Source organism: Nostoc sp. DedQUE07 (genome assembly GCF_034530975.2).
Lineage (GTDB): Bacteria > Cyanobacteriota > Cyanobacteriia > Cyanobacteriales > Nostocaceae > Nostoc.
On the sequence record NZ_JAVRCC020000006.1, the window covers coordinates 156,390 to 182,957 of the forward strand.

General features: G+C 42.9%; 17 protein-coding genes. 12 read left to right on the forward strand and 5 right to left on the reverse strand.

What is annotated here, in order from left to right; all coding sequences use genetic code 11:
* The first annotated feature begins 11 nt into the window (after positions 1 to 11).
* From RMZ95_RS07210 to RMZ95_RS07265, 12 genes are all read left to right on the forward strand, one after another.
* Positions 12 to 1,160, forward strand: coding sequence for a 3-oxoacyl-ACP synthase III family protein (locus RMZ95_RS07210; RefSeq protein ID WP_322674437.1), 1,149 nt, complete (start codon positions 12 to 14; stop codon positions 1,158 to 1,160).
* A gap of 137 nt (positions 1,161 to 1,297) precedes the next feature.
* Entirely contained in the window at positions 1,298 to 3,403 is a 2,106-nt protein-coding gene (locus tag RMZ95_RS07215; protein ID WP_322684409.1) for a calcium-binding protein, read from the forward strand.
* A 390-nt stretch (positions 3,404 to 3,793) separates the two neighbouring features.
* On the forward strand, positions 3,794 to 4,783 hold the full coding sequence (locus RMZ95_RS07220) for a hypothetical protein (RefSeq protein WP_322684410.1): 990 nt from the start codon (positions 3,794 to 3,796) through the stop codon (positions 4,781 to 4,783).
* Complete coding sequence (locus RMZ95_RS07225; RefSeq protein WP_322674440.1) at positions 4,783 to 5,694, forward strand: SDR family oxidoreductase; 912 nt, start codon at positions 4,783 to 4,785, stop codon at positions 5,692 to 5,694. The genes RMZ95_RS07220 and RMZ95_RS07225 overlap by 1 nt, the downstream gene beginning before the upstream one ends.
* Positions 5,695 to 6,126: 432 nt before the next feature.
* Positions 6,127 to 7,875, forward strand: a complete 1,749-nt coding sequence (locus RMZ95_RS07230; protein ID WP_322684411.1) for a cupin domain-containing protein — start codon at positions 6,127 to 6,129, stop codon at positions 7,873 to 7,875.
* A gap of 153 nt (positions 7,876 to 8,028) precedes the next feature.
* Positions 8,029 to 8,421: a chorismate mutase gene (gene aroH, locus RMZ95_RS07235; RefSeq protein WP_409882178.1), complete on the forward strand. Its 393-nt coding sequence runs from the start codon at positions 8,029 to 8,031 to the stop codon at positions 8,419 to 8,421.
* 444 nt (positions 8,422 to 8,865) lie between these two features.
* Positions 8,866 to 9,891: a zinc-dependent alcohol dehydrogenase family protein gene (locus RMZ95_RS07240; RefSeq protein ID WP_322684412.1), complete on the forward strand. Its 1,026-nt coding sequence runs from the start codon at positions 8,866 to 8,868 to the stop codon at positions 9,889 to 9,891.
* Positions 9,884 to 12,115: a pentapeptide repeat-containing protein gene (locus RMZ95_RS07245; RefSeq protein WP_322684474.1), complete on the forward strand. Its 2,232-nt coding sequence runs from the start codon at positions 9,884 to 9,886 to the stop codon at positions 12,113 to 12,115. Before RMZ95_RS07240 ends, RMZ95_RS07245 begins: the two co-directional genes overlap by 8 nt.
* Positions 12,116 to 13,194: 1,079 nt before the next feature.
* Entirely contained in the window at positions 13,195 to 14,115 is a 921-nt protein-coding gene (locus tag RMZ95_RS07250; RefSeq protein ID WP_409882179.1) for a hypothetical protein, read from the forward strand.
* 392 nt (positions 14,116 to 14,507) lie between these two features.
* Entirely contained in the window at positions 14,508 to 15,872 is a 1,365-nt protein-coding gene (locus tag RMZ95_RS07255) for a hypothetical protein (protein ID WP_322684414.1), read from the forward strand.
* 981 nt (positions 15,873 to 16,853) lie between these two features.
* Positions 16,854 to 18,200 (forward strand): P-loop NTPase fold protein, encoded by a 1,347-nt coding sequence (locus tag RMZ95_RS07260; RefSeq protein ID WP_322684415.1) that lies wholly within the window; start codon positions 16,854 to 16,856, stop codon positions 18,198 to 18,200.
* On the forward strand, positions 18,157 to 19,734 hold the full coding sequence (locus RMZ95_RS07265) for a tetratricopeptide repeat protein (protein WP_409882180.1): 1,578 nt from the start codon (positions 18,157 to 18,159) through the stop codon (positions 19,732 to 19,734). Before RMZ95_RS07260 ends, RMZ95_RS07265 begins: the two co-directional genes overlap by 44 nt.
* A gap of 193 nt (positions 19,735 to 19,927) precedes the next feature.
* Here RMZ95_RS07265 and RMZ95_RS07270 read toward each other — a convergent pair whose 3' ends face one another.
* The 5 genes from RMZ95_RS07270 to RMZ95_RS07290 form a co-directional block, all read right to left on the reverse strand.
* A complete protein-coding gene (locus tag RMZ95_RS07270; RefSeq protein WP_322684417.1) occupies positions 19,928 to 21,808 on the reverse strand; it encodes an ABC transporter ATP-binding protein in 1,881 nt (626 codons plus the stop codon).
* Between the two features lie 150 nt (positions 21,809 to 21,958).
* On the reverse strand, positions 21,959 to 22,957 hold the full coding sequence (locus tag RMZ95_RS07275) for an aldo/keto reductase (RefSeq protein WP_322684418.1): 999 nt from the start codon (positions 22,955 to 22,957) through the stop codon (positions 21,959 to 21,961).
* A 109-nt stretch (positions 22,958 to 23,066) separates the two neighbouring features.
* Positions 23,067 to 23,687, reverse strand: coding sequence for a GDSL-type esterase/lipase family protein (locus RMZ95_RS07280; RefSeq protein WP_322684419.1), 621 nt, complete (start codon positions 23,685 to 23,687; stop codon positions 23,067 to 23,069).
* Between the two features lie 329 nt (positions 23,688 to 24,016).
* Complete coding sequence (locus tag RMZ95_RS07285) at positions 24,017 to 24,685, reverse strand: dienelactone hydrolase family protein (protein WP_322684420.1); 669 nt, start codon at positions 24,683 to 24,685, stop codon at positions 24,017 to 24,019.
* A gap of 117 nt (positions 24,686 to 24,802) precedes the next feature.
* The gene (locus RMZ95_RS07290) at positions 24,803 to 26,341 is read right to left on the reverse strand and encodes an amidohydrolase family protein (protein WP_322684421.1); all 1,539 of its coding nucleotides are present in this window, start codon (positions 26,339 to 26,341) and stop codon (positions 24,803 to 24,805) included.
* Between the last annotated feature and the right edge of the window lie 227 nt (positions 26,342 to 26,568).

Sequence of the window (26,568 nt, forward strand, 5' to 3'; positions counted from 1 at the left end):
GGAGTAATATCATGACACATCAACCAGTAGGTATTCGTTCAGTTGCCCTTAACTTCCCTAGCATTGTGCGTACCAACGATTATTGGCAACAGAATTACCCAGAATTGGTAACTGAGGCAGAGAGCAGAACCCTCGCGAAGCTGTTTAAACCTGCTGAACCTGCCGTTAACCAAAAAGAGCAAGACCTCCTCTGGTCTGAAGCTATAAGACCTTATCTGTCCGATCCCTTCCGAGGTACTGTTGAGCGGCGGGTGCTGGCTCCTGGTGAAACATCGTTAGCCTTAGAGTATGGGGCGGCTAGAAGTGCCCTGGAAGCGGCAGAACTTTCCACAGATGAAGTCGATCTGATGATTGTAACTACTCTGTTTCCTGAGCAAATCGCTCCTGGTAATGCTTCTTATCTCGCCCGTAAATTAGGATTGAACTGCCCCGCCTGGAATCTGGAATCAACTTGTTCGAGTGCTTTAGTGGCAATGCAGAACGCCTCGGCGTTAGTGCAAACCGGAGAGTACCGCAATGTCCTAGTAGTGATTTCGTGCATCTATTCGCACTTTGTTGATGAAGATGATACCCTTTCGTGGTTTATGGCCGATGGTGCTGGTGCATTTTTAGTTAGTACCCTCAAACCGAACCAAGGAGTCTTGGGTACGAAAATTGTTCACACTCAAGCAACTTGTGGTGCTTTCTTTAATGAACTAGTTACAGACGCGAATGGCTTGCCAAGGATGCGGATACAGACTGGTGAAAGCGCCAGTAAGCAACTAGGTGGCACATCTGTTCATCTTGTCCGTACTTGCTGTGAAGGTGCGATCGCATCTGCTGGTGTTAGTCTCGATGATATTAAGTTCTTTGCTTTCAATACACCAACTGCCTGGTACGCTAATCTGTGTGCCCGCTCACTAGGTATCGATCCAGACCGTACAATCAATCTCTACCCGTATTATGCAAACATTGGGCCTGTCCTCCCCATTGCCAATCTGTACTACGGCGCTCAATCAAAGAAAATTCGCGAAAACGATTTAGTGCTTGTTTATACTATTGGTTCAGCATCTACTGCTGCTGCCACCGTCATGCGCTGGGGTGAAGTCAAACTGGGAACCCTCCCTGCTTCCGCAGTCAATCTGAATAAGTCAGTTAGCAACATCCTGACTACTGTATAGCAATTAATCTCAAAATCATCCCACAGGAGTTTCTTTGAGAAACTCCTGTGAATGAACCAACAATTCCACAGTTTCTATTGGTGGAAAACTGAAAATATTTGCCTACATAATTTGCGATCGTTATCAGGAGAACAAAAATGTCTCAAGATCAGAAACAAAAACAAGCTCAAACTTCTACTAATTCCTACTTCCCTAAGACCTTAACTGCACCTGGTCAACTCTTTGGCACATTTGAAGACAATATACTGGTTGGTAGTACAGGCAACGATCAAATTTTTGGTTTGGCGGGCGACGATCTGATTTCGGGACGTGAAGGTGATGACTTCATCGTTAGTGGGACTGGAAATAAACTAGTGATTGCTGGGCCTGGAAATGATACTGTTGCGGCCACAGGAGGCAACCAATTCATTTTAGGTGGTGCCGGAAATGATGAACTTGCGGGTGCTAACGGCAATGACCTGATACTTGGTGAAGATGGCGACGATTTTATCAATGGTAAAGACGGGATTGATGATATTTCGGGTGGTACTGGCAACGATTTCATCTTGGGCGGTCTTGGGAATGACAAAATTTTGGGTGATGATGGCAACGACCGAGTTTTTGGTGGAGAAGGTGATGACGACATTTCTGGTGTCGCCGGAGAAGACTATATAGATGGTGGTTTAGGGAGCGATCGCGTCTTGGGTGGTTTTGACGACGATCGAGTTTTTGGTGGAGAAGGTAACGATATAGTTGTTGGTTCGGTCGGTAATGACTATGTAAATGGTGGTTCTGGAGATGATGTAATTATTGGCAGTAATCCATTTATCCGCATACCTGGACTGGACGGTATTGAAAGAGATGAGATGCTCGGTGGTTCAGGGCACGATACTTTTGTACTTGGGGATGTTGCTGAATCCTACTATGATAATAAAGGTGGCTCTGACGTTTCTGACGCTGGTTTAATTGTTGACTTCAACCCTGATGAGGATTTCATTCAACTGAAAAAGTTGACAGATGGTAGCACTTATGTAGTAGCTCCTGGGCCTAATTCGACTGCGGGAAATGAATACACCACAGACATACTCATCAGTCGGCCAAATCAGCCGCTAGAATTGATTGCTAGCGTGCAAAGCGTGAAAAATCTGGATTTAAACGATAGTTACTTCGTTTATGTTTCCGCCGATGCCGGATTAATTGTTGGCACAAATAGTAATGATGTTATCGGTGGCACTACGGGTGACGATAACATTTATGGTTTAGACGGCAACGATTTGATCGACAGCCGTGACGGCAACGATTCTATCTATGCTGGGGCAGGAAATGATTTGATTGTTTCTACTTCTGGAGATGATGTTGTCTCAGCTGGAACTGGTGATGACATCGTTGCCGCAGGTTTTGGGAATGACATTATTTCGGGTGGTGATGGTCTTGACCAATTATTAGGCGACGAGGGCGATGACTTTCTGGATGGTGGTTCTGGAACTGATGACCTTTTTGGGGGAGTCGGGGACGATGTTATTTTAGGTGGTGATGGCAACGATCGCATTTTTGGAGAAATCGGCAACGATCAAATCAATGGTGAAGATGGTAATGACGACCTCAATGGCGGAGATGGTAACGATACTATTTATAGTGGTTTTGGTAAGGATAGAGTTTTAGGTGGTGCCGGTAATGACCGGATATTAGGTCAAGAAGGTAACGACATCCTTGATGGTGATGTCGGGAATGACATCATCAATGGTGGAGATGGTGATGACTTCCTTAATGGTGCGGATGGCAAAGACAACCTCTATGGTGGTACTGGCAATGATATTATCGTCGGTGGGACAGAAGCAGACTTACTAGTTGGTGCATCCGGGAACGATTTTCTCTCTGGTGAAGCTGGAGATGATGTGATTGTTGGTGTTGACCCATTCGATCCGTTATTTGGGTTTGGTCGTGGTGAAGTTGATACGCTCACCGGCAATCAAGGCAGAGATACATTTATTCTGGGGAATAACGGTCATGTATTTTATGATGGTGGCAGTTCTGATGTTTATGATGCTGCGATCGTTACTGACTTCAAAAAGAATGAAGATTTCATCCAATTGCAAAGTGTAACGGATGCTAATTATGTTTTAGCTACAGGTTCTAGCTCTCCTTCAGGTGTAGCATCCACAGATATATTTTTACAAAGAGCAAATCAGCCTCTAGAATTAATTGCTACTGTCCAAGGAGTCACAGGTTTAAATCTGAGTGATAGCTATTTCGTTCGCGTTTAAAAAGTCTCAGGAAATTCCCAGTTAGTCGTTTTTTACGATAGGTTATTGGAAATTACCAACATTGAGATTTGGCAAATCAAATCTGGGAAACTGGCTTTAGAGGATGTTTGAAAAGTTATGATTGATGTATCAAATATTTTTTTACCACTCCCTAACCCTGCCCGGATGTATTGGGGAGAGAATCGGATTTTTCTTGTTTCCCCCCTTTATAAGGGGGGACTAAGGGGGGTAAAAACGCAATTAAAATTACAGTTAACCACTTTTCAAACAACCTCTTAGCGATCGCATATATTTTCAGCAGCAAAAAATATTTTGTTTGGGAAATTATTTCTTCATCGCTATGCCAGGTTCCTAGTATTTTGTAACTTAAATTTTTTGAAGTAATCAATTATGAAACTGCGTTATCAGCACAAATTATTAGGGTTTATACCACTTTTATTTACCTTGGGCTTTACTACTCCTGTAATTTATTTTAGTAGTCCAGCTCTTGCTAGTGAATTCAGTTTGCAATCAGAACCTTACGACCCACTGAAAACCCATTTGGAATTGTTTACAGAACCTTGGTCTCAAAATCCCACAGTTAAGGCAGCCCTTCAAGCAGATAACGGCAACTTGCAGTTACTTACTGGAAATAAAAAAGTTTTTTATGACGAAATTTCTGTTTTGGTTGACAAAATGCCCCAAGGGCTAACACCTACAGATTTTCTCTTAGAAATAGCTAAAGACCCAAATGGGGCAATAAATTATCAATCTTTTGATGATTATCTCTCTAGCGGTGATGATACGCTCAATCAGCTAATTCCCAGGAACACCTCCACACCACCAAAGGTAGGCGATATTTATGATATAAAATTGCGCCTTTTTGCAGCACTGGGTCTTCCTAATTACGAAGATGATGTTTCTGTGATGCTTACAGATTTGACCGACGATCATTTTACCTTATCAACTATTACCAGTGGCGTAACGGGAAAACATCCAGTGAACGGCTCAAGAAAATTTGGGTTTAAAGAAAACCCAGATGGTACGCTGACATTTTATACTAACTCTGTCACACAGTTGACTAATGTATTTGGAGATTTTGGTGGTGATTTCGGGGGGCCTCCTGAAATGGGTTGGACAAACTATATCAAAGGTTTAAGTCAAGAAGTTCGTAATAGAGGCGGGGAATCTGAGGAAAGTACTCTGAGAAAATTCACCGCTACTTATCCTGGTTTACCAGTTTCTTCTATCGCTGTTCCAGAACCAACTTCTACATTGGTGATTTTGGGTTTTACTGCTTATATCGCTACAAATTTAGTACGGAAAACTAGACAAAAAAATAGAACTTTAATCAAGTCTGAAAAGTCAAATAAAATGTTTAGAGTTAAGGAGTTTAGATAATGCTTCAGCGTCAAGTTCTCGTAATTGGTGCAACTGGTTTGCTTGGCGGCAAAGTGGTTAAAGAACTGCTGCAAAAAGGTCATAGAGTCCGTGCTTTAGTTCGCCCTGGAACTGAAGCTTCTCACTTGCAAGCTCAAGGTGTGGAAATAGTTCGGGGCGACATAACCGAGTATGAGACACTTTTGCCTGCAATGCATAATATTGATGTTGTAATTACAACGGCTAACGGTTACTCACATAGAAAGAAAGGAGACTCTTTAGAAAACACTGACGACAAGGGAAATCGCAATCTGGTTGATGCAGCCAAGCAAATGCAAATTAAATTGTTCGTTTTTACAAGTATTTTGACGGCAGAAAAAGCAAAATCTGTACCTCACTTTTATCAGAAATCTGTGACTGAGGACTATATTGAGAAATCTGGAGTTCCTTTTGTATCGTTGCGACCAGGCGGATTTGTTGATACACTATTGGGCTTTAGTCTTAAAGATATCAAAAATGGTAAATTTCGAGCTATGGCTGATGCAGACGCGCCAGCATCGACGATTCACTCAGATGATGTGGCCCGGTATCTTGTCTTAGCTATTGAGACACCTGAAGCTGTAGGACATCGCATCGATTTGGGCACTGAACAGCCAACTAACCTTAGAGAGATTGCTAATTTACTCTCAGAAATAACTGGACAGAAAGTGCAATTGCAAACAATTCCACCTTTGGTCAAAACAATCTTGTTTAAGTTTATGGCAGTTATTAATCCTATGTTTCGGGGTACTGATAAGGCTATGGAATATGTTTCTTCAGGTAAATATGTAGCTGATACTACTTTGCAACGTCGTTTATTTGCTGAGGTTCCGTCTTTGAGAGATTCTATTAGACGTTGGGCAAACCAAAATGGGCTGGCGGTAACGAGGTAATTTATTAGCATCAGTTTGATCCAAACAATCTCATCCAAACTAGTTTGGATGGGAACAAAAAGAGTGGAATCTACATCTATTGAGGTTTTTATGGGCGATCGCAACCCTAAAAAATATAGGGTGAACTTAATAGCGATCGCAATTACTACAATATTGCTGCGATCCAAATTCTAAAGTGTTTTCTCAGACTTTTTGCGTAAATATCAAAGAAAGACGCGATAAATAAGTATCATCCGTAACTATTTCCTACCAAACTTGAATCTTGTAAGTCAAGTTCCAGATTAATAAATCCACATTTATTCGCAGATGCAGACATAGATGCTCAAAACTTGACTAAACAAGAAAATATTCAAGCAATAGAGCCGATGTCTGCGCTTACAACATCAAACCAAAACTAGCTCACCATCAATTCAGATCGAAAGGAGAACAAGAATGACAGAATATAATCGCTTTCAACAGACACCAGCCAACAAATCTAGTAAGTCATTGTGGGTGGTTGGAGACTTGGTTAAATTTATCTCCACTGGCGAAGATACTGGTGGTAAATACGATCTATTTGATGCTTATGTTCCATCAAATGTCGGGACTACACCGCATATCCACCTTCAGCAAGACGAAGGATTTTACATTGTCGAGGGAACTGTAAAATTTCAGTTGAACGATCGAGTTATTACTGCAACTCCTGGAACTTTTGTGAATGTGCCTAAAGGGCAAACCCACGCCTATCGCAATCTTGAAGATAAGCCAGCGAGAATGATTATCCAAGGTATTCCCTCCGGGCTTGACAAATTGATTGAGGATACAAGTCGTCCAGGGACAGATATATCTGCGGCTTTTCCGCTATTTACAGATGAAGGACTTGATAAAATCGTGCAAGCCTTTAAGGATAACGCATCAGTACCCCTAGACTCAATAATTTTTGCTGGCACTGAATACAGCGTCAATGAAGATGGTTCTCCCATAGCAGCAGTAACTTTGATCCGCCCGTTAGATGATACAGGGGCAGTTGGTGCTACTATCACTTTAAAAGATGGTACTGCTAAATATCTCGAAGATTATAACGGTTCTCAGCAGATAAAGGTTAACTTTGCTGACGGAGAGAGAGTTAAAATTGTAAACATTGCGATCGTTGATGATAATTCAATCGAGGCTAATAAAACTATCAACCTCACCTTAAGCGATGCTACAGGCGGCGCAATTATTGGGCTATTGCAGAATACGGCTACTCTGACAATTGTAGACAATGACGCTCGACCCAAAGGAAAAAATGGTGTTCTTCTGGTTGGAGATGATAGTGATAACATCCTTATCGGTGGGAAAAGCAGTGAAAACATTATTGCTGGAAAAGGAAATGACCTCCTTACGGGTGGTGGAAATATAGACTTGTTTACAGTTCAACTTGGTAACGGCATCGACACCATTACTGACTTTGGTGGTGTAGGGTCGGGATCTCGGCCATCTACAGACGTATCTGCTGAAATTGATACTCTAAAATTTGAGGGTAATGGGCTGACTGCTAGAAATCTGCTCTTAAGTCAGAATCAAGATGACCTGCTCATAACCTTTGAGGGAGTTGAGAATACTGGGGTCGTCTTGCAAAAATTTGCCTTACAAAACCTAGATAACCTTCGCCAAGCCACAGGTGCATCGGTGGATATTGGCAATATTTTGTTTAACGGGCAGACGGGGTTTCAAGACAGCTTTGATGTCTTGAATGCGAATGAACAAAGAAGTAGTGTTTACAATCGTAACTCGGTAACATTCCTGAACGATCTTAATAATAATACTAGTGGCTTTGACAAATCTAATGATGTTATTAACGGTCAGGGTGGCAATGACTATCTGTCGGGGTTGAGCGGTGATGACATACTTCGAGGCGGTGCTGGTAATGATACCCTTGTAGGCGGGTTTGGTTGGGATACTCTGATTGGTGGTAGTGGCAAAGACACATTCTCCTTTACATCTGGATCGGGGATTGATACCATTGTTGACTTTACTGATGGGGAAGATTCTATTAGGCTTTTTGGTGGTCTGACATTTGCCGATTTAACAATCTATCAAGGTACTGGTGGTAGTGTAAATGATACTTTGATTAATATTACCAGCAGCAATGAGCCTTTAACGATCTTGAGTGGGGTACAAGTCAGTACTATAACAAGTGCTGATTTCTTGATTGTCTAGCTCTCTTTAACTAATCTGAGATTGCCAAATAAAACTATCAACAATTGAGATTTACAATTGGCAATTGCTGTATACAGAAAAACTTAAATACATAACCTTCAAATTAATATGGATAAGCTCACTTTTTCAACGCACATAGATCAACATTCCAGCGTGTCAAAGGTATCGGGAGAATGGCGAGTCCGAGGACTTCGAGGCGCAACGACAGTCAGCTACAACTCTATAAAAGCAATTACTGAGGCTGTAGATGAATTATTAAACGCCTTAGAAACAAACAATGTTTTAGATCCTGATGAAATCGTCAGTGTTACCTTTTCGGCAACTTCAGATTTGGATGCAATGTTTCCGGCTGCGGTAGCACGTCGTCGTCCTGGTTGGGATCGAGTTCCTTTGCTAGATGTACAACAGATGCAGGTTGCCAATAGCCTCGATCGCTGCATTCGGGTGCTAATCCACTTAAACACTCCTCTACCCCAGAATGCATTACGCCCAGTCTATCTACACCGTGCCGCTCAGTTACGTCCAGATATAGCATTGTTACGTTAGGCGATCGCAAAACCTCATCCAAAAATTTAAGCTAGCACACAGCTTTTTACGAGAAGAAGTCAATGGTGCTGGCGAGGAAAGTACTTATGTGATAATGCCCTAAGGGACTTCCAAATAAAAAATAATCAATCGCTTTGGAAAGACTTGGGAGAGATATTGCTACCTTGTCCTCCAAGTCTACCAAGTCTACCTTGTCCCCCCTGCTCCTATTGGATGCAAAAATTGAGTAATTTAATTTTTGGATGTCCCTAAGTGTATTACTGGCAGCCAAAGAAGTTGGACAAAAACAATCATCTTTTGTAATTTAGGAGGCAGGAGACGGAAGGGAACCCATATTTAAAAACGTGGGAGACATTGCAGTTTTGGCTGATAAATATCTCTGGATCTACCCTCTTGCGGTAAAGTTGCATAAGAATGTGCATCTAAAGCCAGGAGGAAAGAGTTGTGAAAGCAGTCTTGATGACAGCAGCTGGCAATCCCGAAGTTCTACAAGTGCAGGATGTGCCAAACCCTGCTGTTCCTGTCGGGAATACTGAACTTTTAGTGCGTTTGGTGGCGGCTGGCATTAACCCCATTGACACTAAACTTCGGAGTCGAGGCAGTTTCTACCCCGATCGCACGCCAACAATTTTAGGATGCGATGGTGCAGGGATCGTGGAAGCAGTGGGTGCTGGCGTTCAGCGTTTTCGCGCAGGTGATGAAGTATATTTTTGCTATGGTGGCTTGGGCGCACACCAAGGAAATTACGCTGAATATACCGTTGTTGATGAGCGGTTTGTGGCACGTAAACCCGCCTCTATCTCCTTTGCCGAAGCCGCAGCAGCACCTTTAGTATTAATCACCGCCTGGGAAGCTTTATATGAACGGGGACGATTAGAACCTGGGGAACGGGTTTTGATTCATGCGGGTGCTGGTGGTGTCGGCCATGTAGCAATTCAATTGGCGAAACTCAAAGGTGCTACTGTTTCCACCACAGTGGGTTCTGAAGAAAAAGCTAATTTTGTCAAAGAACTCGGTGCCGATAATGTAATTTTTTACAAACAAACAGACTTTGTGCAAGCGGTATTAGATTGGACTGGTGGCGAAGGCGTAGACTTGGCTTTTGATACCGTAGGTGGCGAAACTTTTCACAAAACCTTCCCCGCAGTGCGAGTCTATGGCGATATTGTCACAATTCTCGAACCAAATGCCAATACTGTTTGGAAAACTGCTAGAACTCGCAACCTCCGCATTGGTTTAGAATTCATGTTGGCACCAGCCTTGCTAGGATTACAAGATAGTCTCCACCATCATGCAGAAATTCTCGAACAATCTGCCACCTGGATCGATGAAGGCAAATTAAAAATCCATGTGAGTCACAAATTTCCCTTAAAAGAAGCAGCTAAAGCCCACCAATTAATTGAAAGTGGGTCTGTGACAGGTAAAATTGTTCTGCTGATTAGTGACGAACGATCGAAACAATTTGCATAATTTATCTTTTAAACGCAAAGGCACGCAGAGGTTAAACGCAAAGGTACACAGAGGAGTTTCTTGGCGTACCTCTGCGCTTCCCTTAGCGTTCCTTTGCGTTTTACTCTTCCTCCCCCTACCAGCTTCGGCAGCACAAACACAACCAGAACGCACACCCTTAACCCTAGAATTATTGCAAGAACGACTACGCACACCGATACTCCGCGAAGGAAATTTAACCGTAGATTTGCAAAAAATGGCGATCGATTTACGCCCAGAAAACGCCAGCTTTCGTGATGCTTTTTACCAACTACTGCGAAAAGAACTCGGTACAAAACCTTTGGGTTTAGACCTCAGCTATGCTTTGATTCTGGGGGATTTTGTCGGCAGCGATTTGGGTTTAAGAACACCATTATATGCAAAAGCGATCGCACCCATTTTCACTGCTACCGAACAAGAAAAACTAGAACGTTTGCGCTTTGTTTGTCTAGAGTCACTTGCAATCGCTTTACCCAACTCTAAAGATTGTCGCTCGCTTCTGGGAACAGAGTCAACTCCAGCCAGTGAAATCGCCGTCTTTCGTGGTGTCTTAACACTGGTGCAAACTCGCTTCAACGGCGAAGTGAAGTTTTCCAATACTTTTTTTCTTCAGTCTGTTGATGCCCAAGGTGCAACTTTTCTCCAACCTACTGACTGGACTCAAACCAGATTTGCTCGTCCTGTTAATTTTACCAGTGCTAACTTCCAGCAACCAAGCAATTTTCAGGGCAGTATATTTTTTGAAAAAGCTAACTTTAAAAAAATTAAATTTCGGGAACTGGCTGATTTTCAAGGTAGTATCTTTGAGACAACTGCCAACTTCAACCAAGCAATTTTTAAACAGTTGGCTAAATTTAGTAGTGTCCAATGGCAAGGAAATACTGATTTTTCGCAAGTGGATTTTGCCAGTCAAGCCCAGTTTACTAAAGCTGATTTTAATCAGTTTCTTCTTTTAACAGAAGCGACTTTTGAGCAAGGTGTAAGCTTCCGAGAAGCGGAGTTTAACCTATTGGTAAATCTGCAAGGTGCAAATATTCTTAACCTTGCAGATTTTAGTGATGCCAGGTTTGCTAAAGAGGCTTGTTTAAGCGTACCTAGTTTAACTTTTAACTCTAACCAAGCGAAAATTTTAGGTAATCCCGGTGAGATTGGTCAGATGTTCTGCATCCCAACATTGCAAGGTAATCAAAACGTCTTGCGGAATTTGGGGCAAAATTTCCGTCAGCAACAGCAAGTTGCCGATGCTAATGAACTGGAATACACAAAACAACGATTGCGATTAATCGAGTTTGGGCATCGGTTGACGGCTACAAATATTAATAGTGCAACTGTTGCAAGTTTGATGAATTTGGGTTTTTCTGCAACTCAAGCCCAAGCGATCGCCCAGCGTCGTCTGGTAAAATCCTTTCGTAACAGTAGTGAGTTACTCACCATTGCAGACATCGATTTAGAAAAATATACCCAACTAAGCGATCGCTTAATTGTTGGCGAAACCCTTTCTATCGGTGGATGGTTGCTGCAAGCTTGGAGTTGGTTGGCATTGAGTGTATTGCTGTTGTTGAGTGGCTATGGGACGAATTTTTGGTTAGTCTTTGGCGTGGGAGGATTAGCGATCGCTTATTTCGGGCTACTATTTTGGCTAGTGGATCGCTATCGTCGGCTGCATCCCGTACCAATTATTCCCACATTCTACGAAACCATTTCGATATTAATCAGTTTTAGCGTTTTAGAATTCTTCAGCTTACTAGCGATCTTTCGCAATGCCGAACAACCTTGGCTGACATTGGGATGTCTGGTAATAATTCTTGTCCCCGTCCCAATGGCTTTATTAATCCGACTTTACCAACAAGGTCGTTATCATGACTTAATGGACGTTTCTTACTTCACAGAAGATGGCACATTTCGCCAGTTACGATTATTGATTGGACGTTTGCCAGTGATACCAAGGAATGAGACATTTCGGGAACGATATATGCCTCTGTTGGGCGATCGCCGTTGGAACTGGCTCAACTACTATGATTTTAGTCTCAACAATCTAGTGAAATTAGGATTTAACGACATTCGCTTGCGAGACGAACACTTACCAGGTATTATCTCTGCACTTGCTTGGTATCAATGGAGTTTGGGTTTAATTTACATCACCCTAGTTTTATGGACACTTTCCCGCACAATTCCGGGATTGAATTTGCTGATTTATCTGAAGTAATTCCTGCACTTTTTATTAGCGCTAATATGATACAACGTAGTGTATAATGCCAGCAATTATACTATTTACTGCTATCAGTCTCGTAGTATATAGCGGTTATCGTTTATATGAAGTAAATTTTTCAACCTCACCCCCAACGCCTCCTCTTACAAAGGAAAGAAGAGTGTTTACACGTTTCAAATACGGGATGAGGATATGACTGTGTTGCACCCAAGTGAGAACCACTATAACGTCAGATCAACCCAGATTAAATATAGCCGTAGTCACACATGTTAGGATATTTTGAAAGCATGAAAGTTAGGAATAGTAATACTTTTACCTCCTGCCTCTGGTCACTAAGCGTCTTGCTCTGAGCGCAGTCGTTGGCGCAGCCTCTCGTAGAGAAGGGAGTCGAAGTGCTGCCTTCTGCCTCCTGCTATATCTAAAAATTTGGTAAATTTATCAAAAGATTGTTCATTGTAAATAAATAAGTCGGCATAATAAAACCAAACTATGTAAATAAATATAAACTAGGCTAAAACCCTTTCCTCTCCTGCCTTTTGACTTCTGTCTCTTACCTTATCCCAACGACAAATTTTTACACCAACCTACTTAATATTTAAACAAAATTAAATTTTATTATACAAATAAATCATTTATTTTTTCTAAATTATTATCTAAAAATATCTACAACTTTGATATTTTTATCAAAACATTTTTCATTGTTTTTGAAAATAAAATCATATACATTGTAAGTGTAAGTAGCAATTGATGAAAAATTGATTATCTAATAAAGATAACAAAATAATCTAACAGCTACTAACTAGTTTTGCTAACAAAAAGATAACAAATAAGTCACAAAAAAGACTTAAGTTTTGTCTATTTTAACGTGAATTCGACGGATCTCAAAAACCCCGTTTCCATTCCTTTGTCACACAGCGAGAGAGGCTTTGAAACCATAATTTTCTCGTTGTCAACGAAGAATATTTCTGCCCATCTTTGCGTCGCAGAGGGGTTGGGGAGAGGTTTATCGAACTGACGTTATTTTATGTTGCGATGTTAGCAAGATTTTTATCCAAACAATAGGAGGATTAATCCTAATGGCAGAAGATTTGAGTAACGGTGGTAGCAGTAACTCCTCTACTAGTGGGAACAATCCGATTGAACAATCACCCTTCGGTCGCTTGGAAGAAGTTGTCGGTAAGGAAGGGGTCAAAAATCTATTCAGTGGTGTTGGTAAGGGAGAAGATGGCAGTAGCCCATTTGGTGGTAGTGCTGGTGGCGGTGGCAGTCAGCCTGATTTAGCCTACGGTGGTAATCCTTTCGCTGGCGACAACTTCTGGAATATCTTTGCAGGCGGTGTAAACCCATCTAAAGTTAGCGGTAGCCCATCCACAGGCGGCGGTAGCCCATCCACAGGTGGTGGCAACCCATTCGGAGGCGGCAGTAGCACATCCACAGGCGGTGGTAGCCCATCCACAGGTGGTGGCAATCCATTCGGAGGCGGCGGTAGCCCATCCACAGGTGGTGGCAACCCATTCGGAGGCGGCAGTAGCGCATCCACAGGCGGTGGTAGCCCATCCACAGGTGGTGGCAACCCATTCGGAGGCGGCAGCGATCCTTTGACTGGCGGCGGTAGCCCATCCACAGGCGGCGGTAGCCCATCCACAGGCAGCAGTAGCGACCCTTTGACTGGTGGTAGCAGCCAAACCTATGGTATTAGCACAACCGAAATACCGGACGGGTTTACTTTGAGGGCTACTATTGACAAGCTAGTTAACTCAAGGCTTGACAAGGAAGTGGGTGGTGGGCAAATCCCTTCATCTGGTGGTGGACAAATCCCTTCATTTGGTGGTGGACAAATCCCGTCATTTGGTGGACAAACCTCTTCATCTGGTGGTGGACAAATCCCTTCATTTGGTGGACAAACCTCTTCATCTGAAGGTGGACAAATCCCATCATTTGGTGGTGGACAAATTCCGTCATTTGGTGGTGGACAAATTCCGTCATTTGGTAGTTGACAAAGCTCGTTTACTTAATACAATAGTTCCGAAAATCAGCAGATAAATAGAGCAGAACAATAATAGAACAATAATGAGTTCTTCAGTACATAGTATGCTAGTACAGCTTGGCGCAAATAAACATATTATTCGATAAACCTCAAAAGCGTGTATTATCGGTTATGTGCCTTCTGCCTCACTGTACTAGTTTGCTATTTTACGCCCTGAAACTCTTTAGAGATAAAAGTTTAAGCAATACTTTCTATTAATTTGATGGGAACTATTAATTTGATGGGAAGATTATTAAAGCCTTTATTATTAAAGAGATTTTGGGTTGAGCAAATTCATAATTTGTAGAACAGGTACTGAAGACTCCATAAATTTTTAACTAATAAATAGGAGAATTAGTGCCAATGGAAGCGTCTGCTGTCAATCCCATTAATGGTGGAGTTAATCCCTTAAGTTCAGGTGGCGCTAGCAATCTGTATAGTGCTAATTCCTTTGCTGCCAATAGCAGTTTTTCTGCTGAAGGCAGCCTGTTAACGGGTAGTAGCAATCTGTTATTAGGTAACGGTAACAATCCCATTCCAGGTGGCGGTATTAACCCGTTTGCAGGTGATGGTGGCAGTGGGCTTCAGAAATTAATCTTTGAACGATTAAAGTTAGTTTTGGGTGATAACTATTTCAAGAATATTGACAAGACATTGGCAGGAGGTAGTAACCCGTTTGCAGCCAGTGGTTATCCCATTCCAGGTGGGGCTAACAACCCTTTTGCAGGTAACAGTAATCCGATCGCAGGTGGGGCTACCAACCCATTTGCAGGTAGCAGCAATCCGATCGCAGGTGGCGCTGACAACCCATTTGCAGGCGGTGGTAATCCGATCGCAGGTGCTGGAGGTCTGCTTCAACAATCGCCTTTCGATCCGTTGAAAGAAGTCCTTGGTAACAATATACCTTTTAGTAACACTGGGAATACATCTAATTCAGGTAGCCAAACCTTTAATCAGAGCAACGCACCGGTTGGCAATGGTAACAAGGACTCTGGTAGTAATAACGCAACTATTGGTAATTTTAACTCGGATTCTGGCAGTAACAGTGCAACCATTGGTAATGGTAACTGGAACTTTAATAATGACAACACAATTATCGGAAATGGCAACTGGCTATTTGGAAAGGATAACACAACCCTTGGTAACGGCAACTGGTATTGGGACAAGGGAAGTAATAATGCAACACTAGGTAATGGTAATTGGCATTTCGGCAGCGACAACGCAACCATTGGAAACGGCAATTGGGATTTTGGTAAAGATAATACAATTATTGGTAATGGTAACTGGGTTTTTACCAATGGAAATGAAATTATTGGTAATGGCAATTGGTTAACAAAGACTGACAATACAACGATTGGAAACGTCAATAATCTCAGCAGTTTAAAGTTATCCCCACTTGGGATAAAAACTGATGTTAACAATCTGATTGATTCTCTGATAGGTAAAATAGGTCAAAATTTTCTTGGGTTCACAGGAGATTTTGATAAATCGAGTAGCCAAACCTTTAACCGCCTCATCTCTTCTAAAAGTGTTGGTAATGACACTAATATATCTAAGGATATTGAGCAACTTTTGGCATCACTCAGCCCAATTCAAGGAAATTTCATCAATTATCAGCCTGTGCAAAACCCTCAGCCTGTCCCAGAACCTGCTGCTTCAGTGCCATTGTTAGTAATGGGACTGGTGTGTTTGCTGTTGTCACTGTTCAAAAAACAACAACACTGTTAACGTAAATTCAATCTTTCTCAGCTAATTGCGATCGCACTTCCTGTTTTATGTTAAGAGCATCTCACTTTTTTGTATGTCATTGCGAGTGATATCATGTCCGCATAATTAGTTATACTAACCACAGTCATTACACCCCACCCCCAACCCCTCCCCGCTCTTCGGGAGGGGAGACAAAGTGCAACTTTGGCGAGGTGGGGTTCTTCGGGTTTAATAAGCAATCAAGCGGACATGATATGAAGCGAAGCAATCGCAAAATCTCCAACTAAGAACTAGTCCATGCAATTGCTTGTCTGGGACACGCTGCGCGATCGCCATGACAGTTATTCTCTCAGTACAAAATAAAACTGGGATATACCTCTTTCTGTTTTTGTACCAGGTTGACTTACAGCAGTAATTAGCGAGAATTGATGCTGTCTGCGCCAAGCTATGCTCATGGAGACGGTTTGCGATATCTACGACGCTCACTGAGCCTGTCCTGAGCGTAGCCGAAGTGACGCACTATAAAGCAACTCATAAGTTAATTACAACAATTGTTGCAATGATTTAAACCTTTCTTATACATAAACAAGTAATTGTTGCAAAGCATGAAACCTTTGCAGCAACTGCTTATACCTTTCTTGGAAATACTTAAACCTTTCTTATACATGAACAAGTAATTGTTGCAAAGTATGAAGTCTTTGCAGCAACTGCTTATATCTTTCTTGGAAATACTTAAACCTTTCTTATACATGAAAGAGCAATTGTTGCAAACGCTTCAATTTTGGCAACTAGTGTTCAAGGTTAAGCGAGTTACGAGTGTTGATACCAAGGAAAGGAGAGACAAAGCATAGCTTTGGCTGTTTGGGGTGCAATGATTGTAGGAATCATAACTAATTTCCGAACTTCCGCGCGGAGTTTTATGAGTCCTATAGCTGTATTTGCTAAATTTGATGGGCGATCGCTTAAAATTTAAAAGTTGGTAATTGTTATCTGCTCAGAAGAATGCCTCACTCAAGTTTTCAGCGTGCAAATACTCTTAAAGCGGCTTTTTTGGCTTGTAACGTTGAGCCGCTTGAACCAGCAGAAATGGAACGGTATTATGTCGATCTGTCGCTGGTGCGGAAAACTTCGGCTATTGATAATGTCAGTACAATTTTGGATTTTCAAGAAGCAGGTGATTTTACAACAATTTTATTTACCGGGCATCGCGGTTGTGGAAAAAGTACGGAGTTAAAAAAAATTCAGAGTCTTTGGGAAAACAATTATCGAGTTATTTATTTGGAAGCAAACGAAGAGACAGATATTAATGATACCCGATATACAGATTTATATTTGATTGTAATTAAACAAGTTGAATTTGAATTACGAAAATTAGGTTTAACTTTTAATCAAGATATATTAAAAAGTTTTGAATTATGGTTTAAAGACATTACTCAAGAAAACGAGCAAAGTGTCGAAAAATCAGTCAACGTCGAGGCAGAAGCAACTCTCAGCCCTACAGCGCCATTTCTCGCTAAACTAATGGTTAAGTTGCTGGCACAAATTAAAGGCTCGGACAAGCAAAAGACAACTATTCGGCAAACTCTAGAAAAAGATTTATCTCGCCTCAAATCTGATACTAATCTGTTATTAATCGACGCTTACACAAAATTGCGACAAAAATTTCCTGAGTGTAAAGGTTTATTAATTATCTTCGATAATTTGGATCGGGTTCCTCCTGCTGTAGCAGAACATTTATTCTTTGATTATGCGGCTCAGATGCAAGAATTAAATTGTACAATCATATATACAGTACCAATTTCAATTCTTTGTTCGCCAAAAAATCCCCTAAATCAATTTGATGGTAATCCTCATATTGTGCCGATGATTAATATCTATGAGTTTGAGCGGCATAAATGCGATTTAGATTATAATCAGACGGGCTTAGATGCGATGGCAAGTGTAATTGAAAAGCGGGTTGATGTTGATGAAATTTTCGAGAGCCGTAATCAATTATTAGAACTAGCAAAAGCAAGTGGTGGCCACGTGCGTCAGTTAATGCAAATGATGCGCTCTGCATGTCAAACAGCGAGTACCCGAAAACATGCAAAAATTATCTCCGAAGATATAGAGTATGCAGTTAAACAGCAACAATTTAGTTTTGAGCGGTTTATTCCTGAAGAACATTACCCTCATTTAGCTCAGGTTTGTTTAACTAAAAATGTCAGTAAAGATGAAATTGGACAATTAATGTTATTTAATACTTCCGTGTTGGAATATAACGGTGATAAACGGTGGAATTATCCAAATCCGGTGGTGAAGCGAAATGAGTTCTTCCAACAAGCTCTCCAATCAGCACAACAACAGTGAATTGAAAGCTGAAATAGGTAAATTTTTTGCCTATAATCAAGATGAATTTGCTGAATTGGTGACATTTGTCGATTTTGCAGAAAAATTTACATTAGGTTTTATTGAAATTAACTTTTCGCCCGATATAGATTTATTAATTGCTGGATTGGAACAGAATACTCAATGTGAAGAAATTCAATTTGTAGTTTTAGATTTTCCTGAGAATAATTTGCGATTTTTGCGGGATGAATTGGTGCAGCAATTAGCCAAAATTACTAAAGAAACAAATAAAAAACTTGTTTTATTAATTCGTAATTTAGAAAAATCCATTGGTGTTTTTGGAGATTATCCACCAGTTTTACAGGATTTAAACTTCGTCCGCGATTCTTATCGTCAAACCGTACCCCATCCGCTTTTATTTATCTTGCCAGATTATGCGATTTCGCGGTTAGCAAAATTTGCACCTGATTTTTGGGCTTGGAAATCAGGTTTATTTCGCTTTAAAACCACAGAATCGACTAGAGATAGAGCAATTGCCAATACTCTGAATGCAGACACCAATATAGAACGCTTACCAACACCAGAACAACAAGAACGTATCGATTTATTACATAGCTTGTTGATGGAATATAACCCAACTGGAGAAATACCCAGCCCAGAACATCTCCGCAATTGCTGTAATATTTTAAATGAATTGGGCAAAGCATATCTAAGTCAGCGCAAACCAATCCAAGCCAGAGAATATTTAGAAAAAGCTTGCGAAATTACCAAGAAATTTCCTGATTATTCTTTACAAATCGAAGTCATCAATCAATTAGGTGAAAGCTATCAGCAGCAACGACAGTTTAAAAGTGCAAACAGCTATCATCAACAAGCTTTAGATATTGCCAAAAAGCAGAAAAATCGTCGTGGTATCACCAATTCCTTGCATTATTTAGGTAATGTCTCTCTGAATATGCGACAGTTCCACCAGGCACGGGATTATTATCAACAAGCCCTGGAAATATATATCGAATTTGGCGATCGCTATGCGAGTGCTAGCACTTACCACTACTTGGGAATGGTTGCCCAAGAGTTGCGCCAATACGACCAGGCACGGAATTATTATCAACAAGCCCTGGAAATATATATCGAATTTGGCGATCGCTATGCGAGTGCTAGGACTTACAACAATTTAGGAATGGTTGCCCAAGATTTGCACCAATACGACCAGGCACGGGATTATTATCAACAAGCCCTGGAAATAAAAATCGAATTTGGCGATCGCTATTCGAGTGCTAGCACTTACCACCAGTTGGGAAGGGTTGCCCAAGAGTTGCGCCAATACGACCAGGCACGGGATTATTATCAACAAGCCCTGGAAATATATATCGAATTTGGCGATCGCTATTCGAGTGCTAGAACTTACGCAGTATTAGGATTGCTTGCACAAGCGCAGGAGAATTACGTGGAAGCTAGGGCTAATTTGCAGACAGCGTTGGAGATATATGTTGAGTATCAGGATGAATATATGGCTACGGTGACGCGAGAGAATTTAGAGGGTTTACCGGAGTAGAGGGATCTAGGCGATGTGCGATGTCTAACGACAAGCCGCGTTATCTCTACGCATTTGGGTTTTGTGGGTAAGGGCGTTAGCGAAGCTGTCCGCAGGAATCGCGTTTGCTTGATTGGTTTGGGAGAGCGATCCTTCTCCAGTTATCCTTAAAAGTTACAATGAGTATGGTGTCAGCAAGTCCAGCTTCAACCTGTCAAGCAATCATTCCCTTTTCGACGTTATCCGCATCAGTGCGAACCTCGCGTATGCGTTCCTCGTCGAGATTTTCCGGTAGAAATCCACCCGCTTGCATTTTCCATAATTTATAGTAAGCGCCGCCGAGTGCCAGCAGTTTGTCGTGGGAACCATCTTCGATAATTCGACCTTTGTCGAACACCAGAATTCTATCTAGATGCACGATGGTAGATAATCGATGAGCTACTACGATGACCGTTTTCCCATTCATTGCTAAGTCGAGGGTATCTTGGATCGCTTTTTCGGTAATTGAATCGAGGCTAGAGGTGGCTTCATCTAAAATCAGAATCGGCGCATCTTTGAGGATTACCCGCGCAATCACAATGCGCTGTCTTTGCCCCCCAGACAACTTAACGCCACGTTCGCCCACCAGAGAATTGTAACCATCCTTACTTTGGACGATGAAATCGTGAGCATGAGCTTTTCGCGAAGCTTCCATCACTTCCTCATCGGTTGCATCCAAGCGTCCGTAACGAATATTTTCTAGCAAAGTGCGATGGAACAGAGACGGATCTTGGGGAATCAAACTGATCTGAGCGTGTAGTGCATCCTGAGTCATATCTCGAATATCGACCCCATCAATGATAATCTGTCCAGATTGTGGGTCGAATAAACGCAGAATCAGATTGACAAAGGTGGATTTTCCAGAGCCGGACAAGCCCACCAATCCGACACGCTGTCCCGCTTGAATGGTGACAGAAAGGTTGTTGAAAACTTTCTTCTCTTCTGTGTAGTTGAAATTCACCCGCCGAAACTCAATCTTACCTTGAGTGATTGAGTGGGCGATCGCTTTCTCGCGATCGACTAACTCGTGCGGTTGAACGATGGTGAAAACACCATTGGCGACATTTCCAACGTGTTCAAAAAATTCCAGAAAGCGGCGGCTCAAATTACGCGCTTCACTGATGATCAACAGTGATAAGCTAGTTGCTACAACAAAGTCAGCAGTAGCGATCTTTCCTTGACTCCAGAGAGAAAGCGAGTAATACAGGGTGCTGATTTTCAGAATGGCTGCTGAGATGAACTGAAACCAGCGAATGCGCTCCGAGTACCAGTTGGACTCTCTCACGTGTTTGAGTTCGTGCCTTAATTGCTCGTTCAAATAACGTCGTTCAAAACCGAAGCGAGCAAACAGTCGGCTACTAGTGAGATTTGTGACTGTATCTACAATGATGCCAGTTGTCTCACTTCTGGCGGCTGCGGCTTTCCGGGAGTAAAATCGGCAGCGAGTTGCCAGCCAAAACGAAATACTGATGAAAAGAACTGCCCATATTCCCACGAGTGCAGCCAGTGGAGGATAGGCGCGATACAGTATCGTCGTGGCGACGGAATACACAACAATTACTGGCATAAATTCAGTAATCATCATTTGCATCGTCTGGGTAACACCCAGAGAAGTTTCGCTAATTCGATGTGCCAATGCCCCAGAAAAACTACTGCTTAAGTAGCGATGCGAATGGTGCTGTAAATAGGCATATAGCGATCGCACAATGTGCTGTCGGTGGATGGGATGGAGAATCGTTTGCAAGAGTCCAGCCGAGCGCCCAAATACCACTTCACCTACACTCAAGCCGATGAATAACATTAACGGTTGCTTCATGGCATCAAAAATGGGCTTGCTGTCGCCGGTCGATCGCGTCACGCCCCGAATGATCTCGCCAATAGCATAAGGCAACATAATGCCACAAGTTGCGTGTATTACCTCCAGGATTACCATTAACACATACCACCAGCGAAACTGGTTAACAAAATAGCAAATGAACTTAAATGGAGTTGATGGCAAATCTGGTGCATCAGGGGCACGTTGAAAGGATTTGGATTGTCTAGCTTTTTTCGTCATGAAAGTCGATCTCTTAGCATCATTTTCACTTTTCTACCAGATAAAAATGGACGACTAGATAAGCCGCCCGATGGCATTAGAGACTTTTAGAAGTACTCCACTTTGAGTCATTTGTCATTTGTCATTTGTTATTCGCTGCGTCTCTAGTTTCTAACGAAGAGAATCTCCTCTTCGGTATTCGGCGGTTATGTCATCTAACTTTTGTTTTAAATTGTCGTCAAGTTTTAGTTCTAGTGCCTTGAGGTTGTCAGCAAGTTGTTCTGGACGGCTAGCGCCAATGATGGGGGCAGTGATAATCGGATTAGATAAAACCCAAGCCACTGCTAGGGTGGTGAGAGAAAATCCGGCGAGATCCGCTACCGTGCGTAAATCTTCAACAGTATTAAATTCGCGATCGCGCCAGTAGCGTTCTTGATAACGTTCTGCGGCAGCACCTAACGTAAAACGCGTACCTGACGTGGGGCCTTGAGTAAAATTGTGTTTGCCAGTAAGTAGACCACCCGCCAAAGGATTGTAAGAAATTACACCCAATCCTTCTTCTTTCGCTAGGGGCAATAGTTCTCGCTCAATTTCGCGGAATAACAGGTTGTAGCGGGGCTGAATTGAGACGAACTTGGTTAGATTGCGCGTTTCAGCACGACCCAAGGCGCGGGCGAGTCGGTAGGCTAAGAAGTTAGAAACCCCAATGTAGCGCACCTTGCCAGCACGAACCACTGCATCCAGCGCTTCCAGAGTTTCATCAAGGGGAGTTGAAGCATCATCGGAGTGCAACTGATACAGGTCGATATAATCAGTTCCCAAGCGTCGCAGAGAAGCATCGATCGCATCCAAAATATGTTTCCGCGAAGCCCCTTGATCCCAAGGTGCAGGACCAACTCGACCAACGCACTTGGTAGCTAAAATAAAATGTTCGCGTTTGCCTTTGAGCCAGCGCCCAACGATTTCTTCAGTGCGTCCCGCAGTCGCAAGTCCGCCGCCGAGGGGATAAACGTCGGCTGTATCTAAAAAATTGATTCCGCCATCGGCGGCGGTGTCGAGGATTTGCCTAGAAGTTTCTTCGTCGGTCTGCAAACCAAAGGTCATAGTGCCGAGACAAAGGCGCGAAACGGTCAATCCAGTTTTACCGAGATTGGTAGTTGGTAAGGTCATAAAGATGTTGTTAATTGAGAAAGTGTGGAAATTTTAAATAGAATGCGACGTGCGTTCCGCTTCGCTAACGCAAAACTAAAACCCTGACACATCGACCAAGCCATGATTTTTAAGGTGTGAACCAATTTAACCAACCTTCCCAGTTTTGGACGATCGCAGCAAATTCTGCATAACCATCAGCTTTTGGGTGAGCGCCGTCATTGGCTTTTGCTTCTGCTAGCCAGATTGGTGACTTCACCAAACTAGAAAACACATCAAGATACGGAACATCTAGTTGATCGCAAACCAACGCGAATTCCTTTGACAGATTTGCAAGAATTTGATTTCTTTTTTCTTGATCGACATCACCACAGGGTGGCGGACTAACCATCAAAATCGGATAGAGTTGCTTTGCTTGGCTTAAGATACTGCGAGCATTTGCGATCGACTCTGGAAGTTCGATTCCTTGCTGTTTACCCGCCCATCCTGAATCGTTTGCCCCAAAAGAAAACACTACTCGACCATCGGATTCTTTGGGGAGACGATAGGAGACTTCCGAGTACCAACGTTGTTTGAGATACCGACTTGTCTCTGCCCGCACCCCCAAGTTGTAATGGGTGATAGCGTATCCTCTTGACTCAGCACTGCGGCACACTCTACCTGTCCAACCCAAAAACTCTGGATCGCCTGTGCCATTGACAAAGGATTCACCAATAAAACAAATTCTGATTTCTTTGCGAGAATCTGACATAAGTCAACTAAATTTTGCCGAAAAAGTTCGGCTTTGACTTGAGAAGCATTATGTTCATGATTCTAGAAGAGATATTAATATAGCGGTTCTCGGTTGAGTAGGTACTGAACCCCACCCCCAACCCCCTCCCCGCAGGCGAGGAGGGGGCTATGATGTACCTCATATAATTAGGAAACGCTATATATTGTTATGTTAGGCAGGACTTCGGCGTGAGCGCTTGGACGCAAGCCACAAGTACAAGCAAGAGTCTGGTGTCTTTCTTCCCCCTTGCTCCCTGCTCCTTGGTCACTGAGCGTAGCCGAAGTGCTGCTCCCCTGCTTCTTTTCACCTCAAGCGACTACAGAAATTTCACGCCGATTCTGGGAAATTAGCCACTGTTGTAACTTCGGATCGCCGTATACCTCATCTGCAATAAAATGATCGCCTTCCGGTAGCACTGTCAAATCGACTTTCCCCCCGACTTTGCGTAAACGCTCAACAAAATTCTCTGTATCCTCAATCGGCAGATTTTTGTCCTGTCCACCTTGAAATATCTGAACGGGAATGTTTTTGAGTGCAGCTAGTTCGCTTTCTGCTAATGTTTTGGGTACGCGTCCAGACACAGGTACCAAACCTGCGAAGCGATCGCTCTGCAAAGCAGCGATATGCCAGATACCCGCCGAGCCTAAGCTGAACCCAGCCAATATCACCCGCGCTGGATCGACGGGTTGAGAAACGATTAATTCATCAAGCAAAGCAAGCACATCATCTGTTCGATCTGCCCAAGTTTGTTCAGCCAGAATTTGGGGTGCAGCGAAGACATAAGGCAATGAGTCGGATAAATCCACGAAACGAGGTAAACCCCATTTCAGTAGTACATTCAAATCCGTCCCGCGATCGCGTCCTCCATGCAGAAAAAGTACTAAGGGTGCAGGTTGCTTGGCATTGTCAGAAACAGGCGAGAAAAGATAAGGCAAGGAACCATTGTTAGTGTCATGAGAGCGTTGTTCAACAGGCATTGTTATGACTCCTAATTTGATTTGGGCATTGGGCATCCCTTCGGCTTCGCTCAGGGCAAGTGGGCATGGGGCATTGATTATTTTTCCTCATCTAGCCCCACGCCCTCATCTCGGCTTTTATGCCACTACTAGGCTCTTGTCTACTTGTTTAAATTCGCTGTTACCTACCTTAGATTCGATCGCTGTACCCTTGAAGAAATCGGGGTTAGCTTGGGTGTAAAACTTGTAGGGATTAGCGAATACATAGGATTTGAAGTCGGCTTCGGTCAGGACACCTTCTTGAACCAAATCCCAGCTTTCAGCCAAGGGAGAAGTTAAGTCTGGTACATCCCAGTGACCAACATCGGAGGAATAGATGGCGTTGATTTTAACTCCCAAGGGATTGGCTTTGTCGTTAAATGCCGTAGCGATGGTGCGATCGTCGGACTCGGAACCAAAGAAGAAACTGTTCACCCAGCGATCGCGGATGTCTTCAATTGTTTCAATACCTGCGGCTGCAAAATCGTCCAATTCGCTACCAATCGGCGCACGGCTATGACGGCTGAATGAAGCTCCTAGTACAGTCTTGGTCAATTCGTCCTTATCGAGGGAATGCCCTTGAGTAACTTCTGCACCGTAGCGCTCAAATATTTCAAACAACTCATCAGAATTCGTCAACGCTGGATTGTAGTTTTCCAGTGCCTTGATATTGCGCTTGGAAAAACGATCTACCAAATGAATGTAGACACGCGCACCCCAATCTGCCCCACCTTCCAGCATCGCTACGCGCAACTGCGGAAAACGCTTGGTAACACCGCCGAAGAACAGCGCCTTCGCAAATGCTTCCGAACCATCGGCGAAGTGACCGATATGGTTGTTCATGTAGTTACTGATGGAGGAGCGGCCAGTCCAACCCTGACTGCCGTAATGGGTGGTGACAGGTACGCCAAGTTCCACGACCTTTGCCCAGAAAGGATCGTAGTCGTATTCACTATCTAGTCCGTAAAAGTCGATATAAGAAGCATACTTGGCGATTTCGGGGAATTTATCAGCTGGATATTTATCAGCGATCGCTTTGATTGGCCGTTTCACACCGCCAGTGATATTAATCACTTTTAAGCCCAGTGTTTTCACTGCAAACTCTAGCTCCTCAATGCCTTCTTGGGGAGTAGTTAATGGGATACCAGCTACCGGTGTCAAGCGATCGCTATATTTCCGGTAAATATCAGCATGATAGTGATTGACCGCGCGTTGCAGCGCTTGACGGTTCTCTGCACTCGCTCCAGCCGGTGCTAAAACATTGTTGGGAAACAGCACCGAATAGTCCGATCCTTGCTCCGCCTGACGCTCATAGAGCAGTCCGGGAAGGGTGTAAGTAGCGAGATCCAATGTGTTTTTAGTAACTCTAGCCCACCAAGGCGATCGGATTGTGCGGTTGTATTGACGTTCTTCAGGAGTTTGTTGATACCAATCTTTACCGTTGCTCTTAGAGTTGAGGCGCGAGGCTTCCGTCTTACGTAACTCATCTACAAGTTTCACACCACCGTACTTAGCGATGTAATCCTCAAAAGCTGGCGTGAAATCATTGGTATGAACATCGGTGTCGATTACCGGATAATCAAGGGTTGCTCTGATTGCAGCAGAGCGTGAAGTCTTCAATCGGCTATATTCAGTCATATTTTTTCCTTGCCTACGGCACAAAAAATTACAGGTTTTTCCTAGCATCCAATGCTGCTATTGACAAATACATTTCCTGTAGAGACGGCGATTTATCGCGTCTCTCCTCTCCACAATCGCGTCTCCCTACGATTTTCTGTAAGGCGGCGATCTACAGAAGGTACGCTTTAAAAGGTATGGCATAAGCATCCGTGAAAAATTCATTTACACTACAGCACTATAAACAC

What these genes read in the sequence shown, in the direction of transcription:
- RMZ95_RS07250 (WP_409882179.1), top strand. Translation starts at nt 13,195, where the DNA reads ATGGCAGAAGATTTGAGTAACGGTGGTAGCAGTAACTCCTCTACTAGT.
- RMZ95_RS07290 (WP_322684421.1), bottom strand. Translation starts at nt 26,341, where the DNA reads ATGACTGAATATAGCCGATTGAAGACTTCACGCTCTGCTGCAATCAGA.
- RMZ95_RS07255 (WP_322684414.1), top strand. Translation starts at nt 14,508, where the DNA reads ATGGAAGCGTCTGCTGTCAATCCCATTAATGGTGGAGTTAATCCCTTA.
- RMZ95_RS07225 (WP_322674440.1), top strand. Translation starts at nt 4,783, where the DNA reads ATGCTTCAGCGTCAAGTTCTCGTAATTGGTGCAACTGGTTTGCTTGGC.
- RMZ95_RS07220 (WP_322684410.1), top strand. Translation starts at nt 3,794, where the DNA reads ATGAAACTGCGTTATCAGCACAAATTATTAGGGTTTATACCACTTTTA.
- RMZ95_RS07280 (WP_322684419.1), bottom strand. Translation starts at nt 23,687, where the DNA reads ATGTCAGATTCTCGCAAAGAAATCAGAATTTGTTTTATTGGTGAATCC.
- RMZ95_RS07230 (WP_322684411.1), top strand. Translation starts at nt 6,127, where the DNA reads ATGACAGAATATAATCGCTTTCAACAGACACCAGCCAACAAATCTAGT.
- RMZ95_RS07275 (WP_322684418.1), bottom strand. Translation starts at nt 22,957, where the DNA reads ATGACCTTACCAACTACCAATCTCGGTAAAACTGGATTGACCGTTTCG.
- RMZ95_RS07210 (WP_322674437.1), top strand. Translation starts at nt 12, where the DNA reads ATGACACATCAACCAGTAGGTATTCGTTCAGTTGCCCTTAACTTCCCT.
- RMZ95_RS07270 (WP_322684417.1), bottom strand. Translation starts at nt 21,808, where the DNA reads ATGACGAAAAAAGCTAGACAATCCAAATCCTTTCAACGTGCCCCTGAT.
- RMZ95_RS07260 (WP_322684415.1), top strand. Translation starts at nt 16,854, where the DNA reads ATGCCTCACTCAAGTTTTCAGCGTGCAAATACTCTTAAAGCGGCTTTT.
- RMZ95_RS07285 (WP_322684420.1), bottom strand. Translation starts at nt 24,685, where the DNA reads ATGCCTGTTGAACAACGCTCTCATGACACTAACAATGGTTCCTTGCCT.
- RMZ95_RS07215 (WP_322684409.1), top strand. Translation starts at nt 1,298, where the DNA reads ATGTCTCAAGATCAGAAACAAAAACAAGCTCAAACTTCTACTAATTCC.
- RMZ95_RS07265 (WP_409882180.1), top strand. Translation starts at nt 18,157, where the DNA reads ATGAGTTCTTCCAACAAGCTCTCCAATCAGCACAACAACAGTGAATTG.